General features: G+C 52.9%; 14 protein-coding genes. 4 read left to right on the forward strand and 10 right to left on the reverse strand.

Features of this window, described 5'->3' with window-relative positions:
• Nucleotides 1–19: 19 nt before the first annotated feature.
• From KGP16_RS17830 to KGP16_RS17840, 3 genes are all read right to left on the reverse strand, one after another.
• Nucleotides 20–1,636 (reverse strand): Ig-like domain-containing protein, encoded by a 1,617-nt coding sequence (locus tag KGP16_RS17830; protein WP_223500086.1) that lies wholly within the window; start codon nucleotides 1,634–1,636, stop codon nucleotides 20–22.
• A gap of 76 nt (nucleotides 1,637–1,712) precedes the next feature.
• Nucleotides 1,713–2,411, reverse strand: a complete 699-nt coding sequence (locus KGP16_RS17835) for a ZirU family protein (RefSeq protein ID WP_223500087.1) — start codon at nucleotides 2,409–2,411, stop codon at nucleotides 1,713–1,715.
• Nucleotides 2,412–2,492: 81 nt separating this feature from the next.
• Nucleotides 2,493–5,186, reverse strand: coding sequence for a ZirU family protein (locus KGP16_RS17840; protein ID WP_223500088.1), 2,694 nt, complete (start codon nucleotides 5,184–5,186; stop codon nucleotides 2,493–2,495).
• 376 nt (nucleotides 5,187–5,562) lie between these two features.
• On the opposite strand from KGP16_RS17840, the gene yfcG reads away from it, so the two are divergent.
• From yfcG to KGP16_RS17855, 3 genes are all read left to right on the forward strand, one after another.
• Nucleotides 5,563–6,192 (forward strand): GSH-dependent disulfide bond oxidoreductase, encoded by a 630-nt coding sequence (gene yfcG, locus KGP16_RS17845; protein WP_223500089.1) that lies wholly within the window; start codon nucleotides 5,563–5,565, stop codon nucleotides 6,190–6,192.
• Between the two features lie 160 nt (nucleotides 6,193–6,352).
• Nucleotides 6,353–6,730, forward strand: coding sequence for a dihydroneopterin triphosphate 2'-epimerase (gene folX / locus KGP16_RS17850; RefSeq protein WP_021178565.1), 378 nt, complete (start codon nucleotides 6,353–6,355; stop codon nucleotides 6,728–6,730).
• Between the two features lie 27 nt (nucleotides 6,731–6,757).
• Nucleotides 6,758–7,663, forward strand: a complete 906-nt coding sequence (locus tag KGP16_RS17855; RefSeq protein WP_024485206.1) for a TIGR01777 family oxidoreductase — start codon at nucleotides 6,758–6,760, stop codon at nucleotides 7,661–7,663.
• A 46-nt stretch (nucleotides 7,664–7,709) separates the two neighbouring features.
• On the opposite strand, the gene hisP is transcribed toward KGP16_RS17855, so the two are convergent.
• The 7 genes from hisP to cvpA form a co-directional block, all read right to left on the reverse strand.
• Entirely contained in the window at nucleotides 7,710–8,483 is a 774-nt protein-coding gene (gene hisP / locus KGP16_RS17860) for a histidine ABC transporter ATP-binding protein HisP (RefSeq protein ID WP_021178567.1), read from the reverse strand.
• A gap of 16 nt (nucleotides 8,484–8,499) precedes the next feature.
• The gene (locus KGP16_RS17865; RefSeq protein ID WP_024485209.1) at nucleotides 8,500–9,207 is read right to left on the reverse strand and encodes an ABC transporter permease; all 708 of its coding nucleotides are present in this window, start codon (nucleotides 9,205–9,207) and stop codon (nucleotides 8,500–8,502) included.
• Nucleotides 9,204–9,890 carry a histidine ABC transporter permease HisQ gene (locus KGP16_RS17870; RefSeq protein WP_223500091.1) on the reverse strand — a complete coding sequence of 229 codons (687 nt, stop codon included), beginning with the start codon at nucleotides 9,888–9,890 and terminating at the stop codon, nucleotides 9,204–9,206. The genes KGP16_RS17865 and KGP16_RS17870 overlap by 4 nt, the downstream gene beginning before the upstream one ends.
• Before the next feature lie 96 nt (nucleotides 9,891–9,986).
• Nucleotides 9,987–10,769: a histidine ABC transporter substrate-binding protein HisJ gene (hisJ, locus tag KGP16_RS17875; protein ID WP_223500093.1), complete on the reverse strand. Its 783-nt coding sequence runs from the start codon at nucleotides 10,767–10,769 to the stop codon at nucleotides 9,987–9,989.
• Between the two features lie 297 nt (nucleotides 10,770–11,066).
• Nucleotides 11,067–11,639: a UbiX family flavin prenyltransferase gene (locus KGP16_RS17880; RefSeq protein ID WP_024530661.1), complete on the reverse strand. Its 573-nt coding sequence runs from the start codon at nucleotides 11,637–11,639 to the stop codon at nucleotides 11,067–11,069.
• 148 nt (nucleotides 11,640–11,787) lie between these two features.
• Nucleotides 11,788–13,305: an amidophosphoribosyltransferase gene (purF, locus tag KGP16_RS17885; RefSeq protein ID WP_021178572.1), complete on the reverse strand. Its 1,518-nt coding sequence runs from the start codon at nucleotides 13,303–13,305 to the stop codon at nucleotides 11,788–11,790.
• Between the two features lie 21 nt (nucleotides 13,306–13,326).
• The gene (cvpA, locus tag KGP16_RS17890; protein WP_024485212.1) at nucleotides 13,327–13,827 is read right to left on the reverse strand and encodes a colicin V production protein; all 501 of its coding nucleotides are present in this window, start codon (nucleotides 13,825–13,827) and stop codon (nucleotides 13,327–13,329) included.
• 318 nt (nucleotides 13,828–14,145) lie between these two features.
• Here cvpA and KGP16_RS17895 point away from each other — a divergent pair, with 318 nt between their 5' ends.
• The gene (locus tag KGP16_RS17895; RefSeq protein ID WP_059199164.1) at nucleotides 14,146–15,321 is read left to right on the forward strand and encodes an IS4 family transposase; all 1,176 of its coding nucleotides are present in this window, start codon (nucleotides 14,146–14,148) and stop codon (nucleotides 15,319–15,321) included.
• Nucleotides 15,322–15,465 lie beyond the last annotated feature (144 nt).

A 15,465-nucleotide genomic window follows, 5' to 3' on the forward strand; every position in this document is an offset into this window, starting at 1 on the left:
CTGCCTTTGCCACATTCGCCTATAGAGAGGTTGAGCAAGTCACATAGGTTACGCCGTCTAACGGGAAACTGAATAAATTACCGTTCCCCAGGTAAACATAATGCCGTTCATTTCCGGCAGCGGTAAGTTCCCTCCCCCAGTAGTTACCCCCAAACCAACCGTTAGAGTATCGACTCATGCTGCCCCATTCATTCCATAATCTGGCATTGGCATCCCGGTTGGCCCCGGTCTGGGCTATCGGGGTTCGGTCTGTCATCTCACTATAGCTCGGCACCGCATAGCCGCCCCCTTGGGAACTGCACCACGCGGCAGCCTCACTGGGTTCCATAAGGAAGTGGCTATTATTCCTGAACCAGCGGTTGACGGTAAATTGATAGGTTAACGTTGAGCCATTGCCTGTATGTTCGGCCGTAATGGTGACCCGATTATTAGCCGATGTAGGTTCTTGATTAAACCTCACATTACCGCCGCCATCCACACTGGCCCAACTCTGATCGCTACTCCAGCTATAGGAGCTGTTCCCGGCTGGATCCTCGCCAACCACCAACTGAAATTCCGCACCGATAAAGCCTGTTTTAGGGAAGCCATCATCAGCCGAGAAAGAGGCGCCGTTGGCCAAGATATGCGTCATCTGCACGTCATCAAAAAACGCAACGTTGACGGTAGCAGAAACACCGTTAGCAGTGGTGGCCGTGACGTCACTATTGACGGCCGTGTCACTGGTCAGGGCTATTTTCACCTCACCGTTGCTGTCCGTAACGCCACTGGTAGCCAGCAGCGTTACGCCGTTGGTCGCAGTGAAGTTTACCGTTTCACCCTCAATACTGTTGCCATGACGGTCTTCGACATAAACCACCACATTATTATCGTCAATGCCGTTGGCCAGCGCATTGTCCTGGGTGACTTCCGCATGCACAACCACCACTGGGCCGGCAACAAACAGCGTATTGACCGTCTGAGCATCATCATCAATCCTGGCCGTTACCTGAGTGGTACCTGCAATCACATTCGTCACATACGCCGTTGCCTCGCCCTCAATTCCAGTTTGCGCACTGGCCGAAATCGCGCCCATATTATCGGCATCGAAAAGCACCGTTGCGCCCACAACAGGTGTACCGTCCAGATACTGAACGGTAGCATGTACGGTATTCACCGCCAGCCCATCGGCAATCGCTCCCAGGGGAGACTCGGCCCATACCAGGCTGGAAAGCATCCGCTGCCACTTGATATTGATAGGGCTAGCTAGCTGAACCGGCAGCCCTTCACTTGGAATGGTAATATCGGGGTTGGTTTGAGGGGTTACGATCACGTTCAACTCACTGCCCGCCAGGATGTCGCTGAGCTCCAGAGTATAACTCGGGCTGGTTGCCCCATTAATGGCAGTACCGTTCAGCATCCACTGGTAGGTCGTTCCCTGTTCCGTATCGCCATCCACATCATTGAAGGACGATGTCACGGTAATGACCTCCCCAGCCCGCGGCTTGGCGTTGTCTACCGAGAGCGTGGTGGTCGGTGCTCGCCCGTGAACTGGCTGGGTAGATTGCTGGGCAGCCTGCACCACCTGGCTCATCAAGACGATCAGAACCAGTAATATCCTGAATACAAAAACCTTAAAGAGATTATTGCGATGCAACATCCAGCGTATCCATCATACTGATTTGTTAAACCAACTGACCCAGGCACACCTTAAGCATGCCTGGGCTGACTCTTGATTACTGAGCCGCAGGGTTGCTGACAACAACCTGGACTCTCAGCCTCTGGTCTGTCCGCACTGGAGTATAGGTGCTGCTGGTTGCCCCGCTTATGTTGCTGTACGTATTTGTTCCCTGGCCAGTTTCAAGCTGCCACTGGTAGGTCAAGCCAGTACAGGTCCCCCCCGCGCAAGTTGCTGTCGCAGTCAGAGTAGAATCAACCTGTGGATAGCCACCTACTTCACCGGTAACCGTCACACCGGTAACTGTCCCACCAGCAATAACGGTCAAGGTATTGGAAGGAACCACTAAACCCACCGCAGGATCGGTAATGGCCGGGTCGGTGTGCGGAGTCACTAACACGGTAATGGCTTTGCCCAAGTCTCCGGCAACAATGGTATAGGTGTTGCCGGTAGCCCCTGCAATATCTGCACCATCAGCCTGCCATTGGTAGGTCTCCGGTATCGCCGTATCACCATCCGCATCGCTGAACGCCCCTGCGGTAGCAATACTCAAGGTATCGCCGATATCGATCAAGCCGTTGCCACTGGCATTGTCAGAAACGATGGTGCTCTGCGTCACTACCGGGGCCCGCCCTCTTACGGTAGAAGTCGGGCTGGAGGTCACCGCCGACCAGGCAGAACCGACTATCAGCATGCTGAGTAACATCCCCGCTAGCAGGGACACCAGCCCTCTGCGTGAGCCAATCTTGTTGTCCATTGTTGCTTTCCTCTGCTGTACTCAAAATCAATGTTTGAATCACCTTCCAGACCTGCCTGGAAGAATGATAAAACCCCGGTCTTAATGCGATACCACTCGAACAGCCCGTTTCTGTAAGTTTGCCGTCACCGTCAATGTTTCAGAGGTTGCACCAGGAATTGCGACAAAGACCCCCGAACCCGCAGATGACTCGACTTCCCACTGATAATTCATTGGTATTCCGTTACACAAGGCAATTGAACACATTGCAACGGCCAGGAGGTTATCCCCAACGACAGGATGCCCAGCCAGCTCGGTGCCGTTGCTGTATATCAACAATTTGACCGGTGTTTCTGGCACAAAAGAGAGCTCTGTACTGGCCAGATGATCACCGATGGTGGCGGTCACCGTGGTGACTCCGGCATTAACATTGACAAGCTCCACCGTCACCAGCCCCTCATTATCTGTTCTGGCCGAAGAGGACAGGACCGTCGCACCATTGTCTACCTCAAACTCCACTGCGGTAGCATCGATAGGATTGCCATGGCTATCGGTTACCCTTGCTTCAACCTTATTCACATCGACGCCATTAGCGTATGCATGATCGCTAATCACCATCAGCTCAATGGCCGCAGTACCGCGATCGGCGGTGAGCACCACGTTGTGCGACTTCATCTCCACGGCGGCACCATTTACTGTAGGAACTACGGTTACCGTGCCTGCGGCTGTTCCACTCAGTTTGGCGCTGTACACGCCGTTATTTTCCGTTACCGCACTCAGAGTAACCTCGGGAATACCTGTAACCTCAAAGGCCACCGTTAACCCGTTAATAGGCTGGTGATTGATATCCTGGGCAGTAAAGTCCAACGTACTGGTCTGTAAACCATCAGCAATAATTTCTGCCGGTTCTACGCTAAAAAGGGAGTTTTCCGGGCTCAGTACCTGACTACTCACGATTAAATTAACTTTAGCTGAAGCCAGAGAGATATCATTAAGGGTTGGAGCAATAATAGCTTCTCCCTGGGAGAAACCTGCCGTTAACTGATAGGTGTAGACCCCCGGTGCGGTCTCGGTAACGGCACTCAACAGCGGGTTACTGACAGGCTGAGCTGCCCCCGTATTCGGTGTAAAATGCAACTCCGCAGTCAGTTGGTCTCCCATTCCCTTAACCGGCAAGTTGTTAACATCTTTTAAATTCAAGGTAATCAAACTCTTGGCAACGCCATCAGCAGGTATTTCGGCCGGGGAAGCCTGAATGCTGGAATTGACCGTGCTGACATTTTGTTGTGTCACAACGATCTGCGTGGCACTGCGGTTTGAAGCATTGCCCTGATTATCATAAGCCACGGCAGCTAACGTATAGCTATTATTGCCTGCCCTATAAGGGGGTAATTTTAGCGAAATGCTTTGTGAAGAGGTTTGTATAACCATCCCCCCGGCAGCCACCAACGATGCGCTATCCCAATCGATTCGTTCAAGCCCATATTTCGCCGTCACCTGTGCATCCACTTTGATGGTTTCAAAGGCACTTCCGGTCATTTGATCCGGCAATGCCAATTGGATTAACGTCTGTTTCTGGTACTCCAGCACAATCTGGTTATTACGTTCCACCAGATCATAACGGCTACCTGCCAGCGTACGGCTTGCTGCCACCGCAGAGGGATCTATTTGCGCCTGCCATGATTCGCCCAAACGGTAGTTCAGTTGCACACTGATGTTGCTATCGTTACGGCTACCTTTGCCAGCACGGTGCTCTGCTCCGATAGTGATCAGGGGGATCGGCGTATAGTTGATCCCCGCAGTGATCGCATAAGGATTTTTCTGCCGGTCATCCTTACCAAACAAGGCCACTTCGTCACCCCGGTACTGCTCAAACATCAACTTTCCACCCAACTGAGGATAAGCGGGCAAATAAGCCTCTGCCCGCAGATCATAGCCGTTGGCAGGGCGCTCATTGTAATCGGCAAAATCCCGGGATTGATGCCAATCGGTGAGAGCCAGATAGCTGTTAGCCGACAGTTTCAGGTAATCCGTCCAGGCTTCAACCCCAAAACCGACACGGTCGTTCTTACCGGTCATGTCACGATCATAAAAGGCGTTAACCCCATACATCCAATTATCTTGCACAGTCCGAACGCCCGCCCCGAGATTGACGGTGTTGCGGCCGTCTTGGTTTCTCATCCCTAACTGGCTGAATAAAAGCGATTTCTTGTCATCATAAAGCGGTACCAGAAGATCTACCGAGCTCCCTTCCAGGCTGAAGTCATCATTAAGATTAAGTTGAACGCGCGCGGTACCATACGAACTCAGCCAATGTTGTGCCGAATCATTGATTTCACCCACCACCATCGAACGCGCCATGCCTGCCGCTGCCAACGGGGTGTTATCATCGGCTAACAGTGTGGTCCCCTTTAACAGGCCATGTGCCAGCCTCTCATTATGTTGAGAAGGGGGTACCGCTGGGGAAGCTTCCGCTTGCTGGTTTTTTAAGCGCAATGATGCTGCAGTCGGGATATCAATTTCATCGCCGCTCCCCAGTTGATTGAACGGTTTTGAAAATGAGCGAAACTGATTAGCCTTTTTTAACTCATCCAGCGTAATATGCTGTTTTTTGGCAACACTATAGACTGTCTCACCTAACGACAAGGTATATGGCTCGGTTTCATACAGCGTAACAGGCTTGGTTAGGGGAGCCGGGGCAAGCATTTTGGCTATTACTGGGGCAAAGGAAAGGCTCAACGGCAATAACAGTTGCAAGGTAATATTAATCCACACAACAAGAGGTTTGAATGCCACGTAGGAAAACTCTAACGGGATATCAGTTAGAGTAGTTGGGCTTTTGTTTCTTCACAAATGGGAGGAGGCATTGAACAACACTATACTGGCTTCAAGCCGAGGCACGCTCCCGTCATCAGCGGTTGTTGAACCAGTCCAGCGTGGTTAACTCTGCTGGCTACGGTAAAGCATTTTCCTTCATACACCCTCTCCATCTGCGGTACTCCGCATGACCAAAGCCTGGATCGAACATCACGCGATCGTATAAGCTGTAACGGTACCCTCTGCATCCGCGATAGGGCCACCGATAAAGCCCAAGCGGATGCTCGCATAGCCTCAAGCGAACCAACCGATCTATGCTCATCTTATCTTGATGTTTTATAAGGAGTATTATCATATGATTGATCTGTATTACGCACCGACTCCCAATGGGCACAAAATTACCCTGCTTTTGGAGGAGGTTGGTTTACCTTATCGTATCCATCGCGTAAATATCAGTGCTGGCGATCAATTCACACCAGCGTTTTTAGCCATTTCTCCCAACAACAAAATCCCGGCAATCGTCGATCAACAACCCGTTGACGGTGGGGCTCCCATCAGCCTGTTTGAATCGGGTGAGATCCTGCTCTATCTGGCAGAGAAAACCGGCAAGCTGCTAAGCAAAGGGGTTCGCGAACGGGCAGCAACGCTACAGTGGTTATTTTGGCAGGTCGCCGGATTTGGGCCGATGCTTGGGCAAAATCATCACTTCAACCACTACGCACCACAACCTGTCCCCTACGCGATAGAACGCTACCAGCAGGAAACCAAGCGCCTGTACAGCGTACTGGAAACCGAGTTGCAACGGCATCCTTACCTGGGCGGTGACAATTACAGCATTGCCGATATTGCGACTTACCCCTGGGTAGTGTCTCATCCGCGCCAGCGCATCGATCTGGCGGATTATCCGGCGGTGCGCAACTGGTTTGAACGCATCCGCAACCGCCCGGCAACGGAGCGTGCCTATAAATTGGCAGATCAAGCCTAACGCTGCCCTCCCCCCCCTCTCTTACATCGTGTACACATCGGAGAGGGGAAACCGGTGTGATCTCCCCCGCGTTGCTCTCTTTAAGCGTCTGGCAACATTATCTTTTCTTCACTTTCCGTGTATTCTGAGTACAAACAATCAGACCTCCGGAGAATCTCTGATGCCATGCCAGCAACCCGATGCCATTATCCGTATTAAAAACCTGCGGTTACGCACCTTCATCGGTATCAAGGAAGAAGAAATCAACAACCGTCAGGATGTACTGATCAACGTGGCGATCCACTACCCGGCAGACAAGGCGCGTAACAGCGAAGACATTAGCGACGCCCTCAACTATCGCACCATCACCAAGGCGATCATTCGCCATATTGAAGACAATCGCTTCGCGCTATTGGAAAAATTAACTCAGGATGTGCTCGACATAGTAAAACAACATCCATGGGTAACCTATGCTGAAGTAGAGATAGATAAATTGCTGGCCCTACGTTATGCCGACTCGGTTTCCATGACCATGAGTTACCGACGAGAAACCGCTTAGCACTCACCCCTACCAGGGAGGCCGACCATGAAGATCCTGATTACCGGCGCAACTGGGTTGATCGGCAGTAGCCTGACCAGGCAACTGCTGCACCTTTCGCATGAGCTCACCCTGTTGACGCGCAACGTCGCCAAGGCACGGGATAAGTTCGGCGATCGGCTCAGCTACTGGGCTTCGCTTGATGAACAACGCTCTCTGGACGGCTTTGATGCCGTGATTAACCTGGCGGGTGAGCCCATTGCCGACAAGCGCTGGAGCAAGGCGCAGAAAGAACTGCTATGCCGCAGCCGTTGGGATTTGACCGAACGACTAGCCACGCTGATCGCCGCCAGCAATACGCCACCTTCGGTACTGATTTCCGGCTCGGCGGTCGGCTATTACGGCGATCAAGGCCAGGCGGTGGTAACAGAAGAAGAACCTCCGCACGATGAATTTACCCACCAGCTGTGCCAACGCTGGGAGGCTCTGGCCCTTCGGGCACAAAGTAGCTACACACGCGTTTGCCTGCTGCGTACTGGCGTTGTCTTGTCTCCCAAAGGGGGAGCGCTGGCGAAGATGCTACCGCCATTCCGTATGGGGTTAGGCGGGCCAATCGGCAATGGCCGCCAGTATCTGCCCTGGATCCATATCGACGATATGGTCAATGCCATCATTTACCTGTTGGACAATCCTCCACTGCGTGGGCCCTTCAATATGGTGGCACCTTATCCGGTGCATAATGAACAGTTCACCGCCACCCTGGCCAAGGTGCTGGATCGCCCGGCGTTTCTTCGTGCGCCCGCCTTTGCCATGCGGTTACTGATGGGTGAAGCGGCGGTGTTGGTATTAGGGGGGCAACGGGCAGTGCCGAGGCGGTTGGAAGAGGCGGGATTTGTTTTCCGTTTCTTTGAACTGGAACAAGCGCTGGATGATGTGATCAATCAACAGGCTTGATGCCCTCTCACCGTCTCCCTGCGGGAGACGGTGAGAGGAAAAATATCTACTTCAGCGCTCCAGAAAGGAACTGTTGCAAACGCGGGCTCTTAGGGTTACCAAACAACTCCGCAGGTGGCCCCTGCTCTTCAATCACCCCCTGATGCAGGAAAATGACGTGGCTGGAGACATGGCGCGCAAATTCCATTTCGTGCGTCACTACCACCATGGTTTTCCCCTCTTCCGCCAATTTCTGCATAATGCGCAGCACTTCGCCCACCAGTTCAGGATCCAGCGCCGAAGTCGGTTCATCGAACAACAGCACTTCCGGTTCCATTGCCAACGCCCGGGCAATGGAAACACGTTGCTGTTGCCCACCGGAGAGGTGCACCGGGTATTTGATTTGCGCCCGCGCGTCAATGCCGACCTTATCCAGATAGCGCACCGCCCGTTCACGCGCCTCGGCCTTGCTCAGCCCCAATACCTGGATTGGAGCTTCCATCACATTCTCCAACACCGTCATGTGGCTCCACAGGTTGAAATGCTGGAACACCATGGTCAGGCGGGTACGCAGCAACTGCAGCTGTTTCTTGTCAAAGACTCTGAGCTGACCATCCTTGTCGCGCACCATGCGAATATTTTCATTATTCAGGCTGATGGAGCCTTCGCTGGGCTTTTCCAGGAAGTTGATGCAACGCAGAAAGGTACTTTTACCGGAGCCGGAAGAACCGATAATGCTAATCACATCGCCCGCATTGGCCGCCAGGGAGACCCCTTTCAGTACTTCATGGTCACCATAACGCTTGTGCAGTTCGGTGACGGCTAATTTTTGTTCAGGCATGGTGGATCCCCGTCATTCATCGATGAGTTACGTGCGCCATCCAGCGTTTTTCTGCCCTGCGGAACAGGCTGATCAACGTGTAGGAGATAATCAGATACAGCACGGCCGCAATGCCAAAGGCATAAAACGGCTGGTAGGTCGCCGCGTTGATATCACGGGCTACCTTCAACAGGTCCGGCACCGTGGCGGTAAAGGCCAGCGCGGTCGAATGCAGCATCAGAATAACTTCATTGCTGTACGCCGGTAGTGCCGAGCGCAGCGCCGAAGGCAAAATAATGCAACGATACAGCTTAAAGCTGGAAAACCCATAGGCCCTGGCCGCTTCAATTTCTCCGTGCGGCACCGAACGAATGGCCCCGGCAAAAATCTCCGTGGTATAGGCACAGGTATTCAACGTTAGCGCCAAAATGGTGCAGTTTAATCCGCTGCGGAAAAACGCATTGAGCAGTTCGGTGCCCCGCACGATTTCCAGGCTGTACATACCGGAATAAAACACCAGCAATTGTACGTACAGTGGCGTACCGCGGAAAACATAGGTATACAGCCATACCGGATAACGCACCCAACGGGTGGAAGAAACCCGAGCTACCGCCATCGGAATGGCCAGCAGCCCACCCATGACCACCGAGGAGATCAGCAGCCACAGCGTCACCGCCACACCGGTATAACGATAGCCATCGGTCCACAGCAGTTGCTGCCAATACTGATGCAGGATATCGATCATAGTTCGGCCCTTTTGACGCCCAGTGAATAACGCCGCTCAAGCCACAGCAACACGCCGTTGGAAATCGTGGTGAATAACAGATACACCAAGCCTGCGACAATGGCATAGAAGAAAGGCTGATAGGTGCCCTTTCCTGCCAGCTGCGTGGCCTTTACCAGATCGTTGAGTCCAAGAATGGAGACCAAGGCCGTCGCCTTGAGGATCACCTGCCAGTTATTACCGATGCCGGGTAACGCAAAGCGCATCATGGCCGGAAACAGAATGCGACGGAAAATCTGCGCGTTGGAAAAACCGAAGGCGGTAGCCGCCTCGATCTGACCACGAGGCACCGCCAGGTAGGCTCCCCGGAAGGTTTCGGTGAAATAGGCTCCGTAGATAAAGCCCAGAGTAATGATGCCCGCCCCCAACGGATCGATATCAATCTGTGAGAAGCCAATAAACTCCGTCACGCTGTTGAGGGCAATTTGCAGACCGTAGAAGATCAACAGCATCAACACCAGGTCCGGCACGCCACGGATCAAGGTGGTATAGGCACCAAAGATCGTGGAAATAACAGGGTTTTGCGAAAGTTTACCGCCAGCGCCGATCAAACCAATCACCACCGCCAGCAATACGGAGCTGAGGGCCAGCTCCAGCGTCACCAGAGCCCCCTCAAATATCAGTTGGGAGTAACCTTGTAGCATTTACGTCACCCTGTCGTCATTGAGCACGTCATGACACTCCAGCCAGAACAGGCCCGGAGAACCGGGCCTGTTGCCATAGAGAGTACCCGACAGGAATTAGCCGCCGTAAACGTCAAAGTCGAAGTATTTTTTCGCGAACTTATCGTAGGTGCCGTCTTTGCGCATTTCGGCAAAGGCTTTGTCCAACGCCGCTTTCAGCTCGGTTTCATCCTTGCGCAGGCCCATACCGGTGCCGACACCAAAGAATTTATCGTCCTTCACCGACTCACCGGCAAACGCGTACTCCTTGCCTGGAGGCTGTTTCAGGAAACCTTCGCTCGCGGCGACTTCATCCTGAAACGCTGCGTCAATACGCCCGGAAGCCAGATCCGCGTACACCAGATCCTGATTCTGGTAAGGCACCACGGTCACGCCTTTTGGCTGCCAGTTGGCGTTAGCAAAGGTTTCCTGGGTGGTACCCTGCAATACGCCGATGCTTTTGCCCTTCAGCGCATCGACGGTAGGCAGGATCTTGGAGCCTTTTGGTGCGATCAGGCGTGAGTTGGCCGCAAACAGCTTGTCGGTAAAGGCAATTTCCTGCTGGCGTTTTTCGGTAATGGACAGAGAAGAGATGATTGCGTCGATTTTCTTCGCTTTCAGGGAGGGGATCAGCGCATCAAAATCGCTTTCCACAAAGATACACTTGGTATTTATGCGTTTGCACAGCTCGGTGGCCAGATCGATATCGAAGCCAACCAGTTGACCCTGCGCATTTTTCGACTCAAACGGCGCATAGGTGGGATCGGTACCGATTTTCAGCGTGGAAGGTAATGCGGCGAATGCACTGCTAACCGCGCTCAAAGCCAAAACTAAAGGGAGAACTTTAACAAGCTTTTTCATAATTACCCTCAAATGGATATTTTTGCCGATGCCACTACGGGCATTACTTTCATCACACACAGGATCTGCAGTAATCATGCCACTTTGTCATTAGCGAGCGCGGGGAACGGCCACGCTCTGTTCAAAGCTCTTCCCAGAGACAATCAACGACAAAATGAACGGCAAACTCGGGCTTCGCCACGGAAAACCAGCAAGATACTGAAACAGAGTGCATGGGGAAGCAGGATCATTATGATGCATCAATCGCACTAAATCAGTGCGATGTTGCACAAATGTATAAATTTGAGGGTAAGTTAGTTAATTAACGCCTTGCCAACGCGTGAAGAGATCTTGCGGCAGTTCGATGTCAAACTGGTCGATAACCCGATTAACGGTCTGATCGATAATATCGTCAACGGTTTGCGGACGATGGTAGAAAGCCGGTACCGGCGGCATAATCACCGCCCCCATCTCCGCTGCCTGGGTCATCAGCCGCAGATGGCCCAGGTGCAACGGCGTTTCGCGCACGCAGAGCACCAGTGGCCGACGCTCTTTGAGCACCACATCGGCGGCGCGAGTCAACAACCCATCGCTGTAACTGTTGACGATGCCAGATAACGTTTTGATTGAGCATGGCAAAATCACCATCCCCATGGTTTTGAACGATCCGGAGGAAATACTGGCGGCAATATCACGCGCATCGTGCACCACATCGGCCAAGGCCTGAACGTCACGCAGGCTCAGAGAAGTTTCCAGGGCCAGCGTCTGGCGTGCCGCGTTGCTCATTACCAGGTGGGTTTCCACCTCTTCTACCCCACGCAGCACCTGCAATAAGCGCACGCCGTAGATAGCGCCGCTGGCGCCGGAAATACCGATAATGAGTCTTTTCATCAAGCTGGCCTTTGTCGGGAAATATGCCGTAAGGATAGCCGAATAGGGGCAGGTTTGGCAGCAAACCTTCGTAGATTCGAGGTGGAAATAAGACAATGCACCGTAACCAACGCTACGGTGCACCGTTTTGGTGAGCTACGCGGGCGCGTTAGCCCTCGTTATGCATTTCCAGATTTTCTGCTTCCGTCTGGCCGCGCAACGCTTTGGCATCGTCATTACGCAGCGTTTCCAGATACTCCAGATAGCTCTGGTCAACGTCTTTGGTCACGTAGATGCCGTTAAACACCGAGCATTCGAACTGGGCAATGTCCGGGTTCTCTTCGCGTACAGCAGCGATCAGGTCATCCAGATCCTGGAAAATCAGGCCGTCGGCACCAATAATCTGGCGGATTTCGTCCACTTCACGCCCATGGGCAATCAGCTCCGTCGCGCTCGGCATATCGATACCGTACACGTTAGGGAAGCGGATCTCCGGGGCGGCGGAGGCCAGATAAACCCGTTTGGCCCCGGCGTCACGTGCCATCTCCACGATCTGCTCTGAAGTGGTACCACGCACGATGGAGTCATCAACCAGCAGCACGTTCTTATCGCGGAATTCGGCACGATTGGCGTTCAGCTTGCGGCGTACCGACTTACGACGAGCCTGCTGACCCGGCATGATGAAGGTACGGCCAACATAACGGTTTTTGACGAAGCCTTGGCGATACGGCTTATCCAGAATACGGGCAATCTCCAGCGCGATATCGCAAGAGGTTTCCGGGATCGGGATCACCACGTCGATATCCAGATCTTCCCATTCGCGCGCAATTTTCTCGCCCAATTTCTGCCCCATACGCACGCGGGCGCTGTAGACGGAGATCTTGTCCATAAAGGAGTCAGGACGGGCAAAATAGACATACTCGAACAGGCAAGGATTGGTTTTTGGGTTCTCTGCGCACTGGCGAGTGAACAGTTGGCCTTTTTCGGTGATATACACCGCTTCGCCCGGCGCTACGTCGCGCAGGAAGTCGAAGCCCAAAGTATCCAGCGCCACGCTCTCAGAAGCCACCATGTACTCACAGCGGCCATCTTCCAGCTCACGTTTGCCGATCACCAGTGGGCGAATGCCGTTGGGATCGCGGAACGCCACCAAACCGTGGCCGATAATCATGGCCACGCAGGCATAAGCGCCACGCAGCTGCTGATGCATCGCGGCAACGGCGGTAAAAATGTTGTCGGACTCCAGTGGATAATGCGGGAAACGGTCAAGCTCGGTGGCCAGCACGTTCAGCAGGATCTCGGAATCGGAAGTGGTGTTGACATGACGACGGCCACGTTCAAACAGCTGTTGGCGCAGTTCGTGGGCGTTGGTCAGGTTGCCGTTGTGTGCCAGCGTAATGCCGAACGGCGAGTTGACATAGAAAGGTTGAGCTTCTGAAGCGCTGGAGCTGCCAGCCGTTGGGTAACGTACATGGCCAATGCCCATGTTGCCCTGCAGGCGCAGCATATGGCGGGCTTCAAAAACATCTTTCACCAGACCATTTGCCTTGCGCAGGCGGAACCCATTATGGGCATCAATAGTGACGATGCCAGCGGCATCCTGTCCACGATGCTGGAGCACCATCAATGCATCATAAATCGACTGGTTTACCGGCATAAAACCGGCGATACCGACAATACCGCACATGTTGTCTTTTCCTCTAAGCCGCTACCGCCCCGGTAATTGGGTTGGTAAGAAACTCGACGTGCTTTGCAGATAGTCAAAGAACCATCTGATGATGTAACTGAACTGGGGGATCAGCTGTGACTGTTTCCAGTCCGCACTTTGCGACAGGGTGGTAAAGGTATCCAGGAAGAACAGTATCGCTGCCACGATCAACACGCCGCGCAGTGCGCCAAAACACACGCCCAGCACCCGATCGGTGCCCGATAATCCGGTTTTCTCTACCAGTGACCCAATCACATAGTTAACGATAGCGCCCACAATCAGCGTTGCGATAAACAAAATGGCAATCGCAATGCCGTTACGTACCAGCTCATCTTCAAAACGGGTGAAGTAGGCTGCAAGGTATGGGTAGAAATGGCTGGCAACAAAAAACGCACATCCCCATGTCACAAGTGACAATGCTTCGCGAACAAAACCTCGGATCAGGCTCACCAGAGCCGAAAATCCAATCAACGCTATAATGACGTAATCAATCCAGACCATGAACTATTCCAATGATGAATCGCCCCTGCATCCAATCGCGGCGAATTCTAACAGAAAAAGAAAACGTTTGCGTAGCGGATTTCCCACCACGTAACAAATAAAAAACGGCGATGTTAAAATTGCCAATCGCCGCGCCTACATAGGATATCCGGCCCCTGAAAGGCACAATTTTTGTGGCGATTTGGCAATCCTCCTCCTTGAGCACTGGCCCCTCACCCTAACCCTCTCCCACAGGGCTGAGGAATCCCCACAAAAAAATGAAAGGCACGATGAAGTGTGATCTACTGGTTGCGCTAACAAAACAGAAGAGACCTCATCGTGCCTTTACAAACAGTTTGCCAGAAATTTTTCTCCGCGTCTTTACGTGGTATTCATTCCTTTCGGATCAATGTACTTATCTCTATGGCCATTGCACTTTGCAACGGCGCTGACTTGACGCTAACCAGTCTCGGCCGTTCGCTTCCAGGCAGAGCTCACGTCAAAAATAAAATTAAACGTGTCGATCGGGCCCTCGGTAATACCGCTATTCATCACGAACTTCCCCTTATTCAACAGATGCTTACGCGGTCTATCACCTCACTGATGCCGTTCTGCGTTATTGCTGTCGACTGGAGCGGATGGCATGACAAAAACTGGCATCTGCTGCGAGCAAGCCTAGTCTGTAATGGCCGTTCCCTCCCTCTGATGAGCGAAGTGGTGCCCGCCTGGCTGGCACAAAACAGCCAGGTTCAGTGCGCCTTCCTTGACCGTCTCCACGCGGCCATTCCCGACGGAAAACCCGTCACAATAATCACGGATGCGGGCTTCAGAACTGACTGGTTCAGGCACATAAGCCAACTGGGCTGGTGTTTTACGGGCAGGGTCAGAGGGCTCGTCTGCTTCCAGTTGGAAGGAAGCACCCGCTGGATGAAAATCAGTGACTTGCAGGCGGAGAGCACTCCCATAAAAGTCGGTTACGGTGTACTTGCTCGTAAGCCGAGGATGCCTTGTTACGGTAGCTTTTATCTGCAAAAGCGCCCATCGGCGGGACGTCACGGAAAAGGCAGACGGTCAAAAACGGAGAAAGAGCATCGAAGTAGCGCTCAGGAACCGTGGTTGCTGTTCAGTAATGTTGAAGGCCTGGAGCCTCATCAGATAATGACCCTGTACAGTCGTCGGATGCAGATAGAGCAGAACTTCCGCGACGAAAAAAGTCCGCGCTTCGGATATGGGCTGAGACTAAGCCGCAGCCAGGGCTGGGGTCGCCTGGCGGTTCTGAGTGTAGTGGCAGCGATGGCCAGCCTGGTGATGTGGCTGACGGGGTATATGGCGGAAAAGAAACAACTTCATAGGCATTATCAGGCAAATAGTGAGAAAGGGAGACGGATCCTGTCGTATCTGAGGCTTGCTGGTGAGGTCCTGAGAGACAGAGCGGGAATAGTGAGACGGATGAATATAGTTAATATGCTGAAAAAGTTAGGGAATGAGTACAGTAATATGGTCATGGGATGCTGACCATATTACTGGGGATCACTCAGCCCACAGGGAGAGGGGATCGTCCGAGTCGCGCTTAGCGGTTGTGACACAATTCCAACTTCGCCGTACCTTCTCCCACAGGGAAAGGATCGTCCAAATCGCTGTGAGCTGCTGTGACACAAT

It is taken from the genome of Serratia sp. JSRIV006 (assembly GCF_019968685.1).
Taxonomy (GTDB): domain Bacteria; phylum Pseudomonadota; class Gammaproteobacteria; order Enterobacterales; family Enterobacteriaceae; genus Chania; species Chania fonticola_B.

Coding starts and splice junctions, on each gene's coding strand:
- KGP16_RS17830 (WP_223500086.1), bottom strand. CDS start 1,636: ATGTTGCATCGCAATAATCTCTTTAAGGTTTTTGTATTCAGGATATTA.
- KGP16_RS17835 (WP_223500087.1), bottom strand. CDS start 2,411: ATGGACAACAAGATTGGCTCACGCAGAGGGCTGGTGTCCCTGCTAGCG.
- yfcG (WP_223500089.1), top strand. CDS start 5,563: ATGATTGATCTGTATTACGCACCGACTCCCAATGGGCACAAAATTACC.
- folX (WP_021178565.1), top strand. CDS start 6,353: ATGCCATGCCAGCAACCCGATGCCATTATCCGTATTAAAAACCTGCGG.
- KGP16_RS17855 (WP_024485206.1), top strand. CDS start 6,758: ATGAAGATCCTGATTACCGGCGCAACTGGGTTGATCGGCAGTAGCCTG.
- hisP (WP_021178567.1), bottom strand. CDS start 8,483: ATGCCTGAACAAAAATTAGCCGTCACCGAACTGCACAAGCGTTATGGT.
- KGP16_RS17865 (WP_024485209.1), bottom strand. CDS start 9,207: ATGATCGATATCCTGCATCAGTATTGGCAGCAACTGCTGTGGACCGAT.
- KGP16_RS17870 (WP_223500091.1), bottom strand. CDS start 9,890: ATGCTACAAGGTTACTCCCAACTGATATTTGAGGGGGCTCTGGTGACG.
- hisJ (WP_223500093.1), bottom strand. CDS start 10,769: ATGAAAAAGCTTGTTAAAGTTCTCCCTTTAGTTTTGGCTTTGAGCGCG.
- KGP16_RS17880 (WP_024530661.1), bottom strand. CDS start 11,639: ATGAAAAGACTCATTATCGGTATTTCCGGCGCCAGCGGCGCTATCTAC.
- purF (WP_021178572.1), bottom strand. CDS start 13,305: ATGTGCGGTATTGTCGGTATCGCCGGTTTTATGCCGGTAAACCAGTCG.
- cvpA (WP_024485212.1), bottom strand. CDS start 13,827: ATGGTCTGGATTGATTACGTCATTATAGCGTTGATTGGATTTTCGGCT.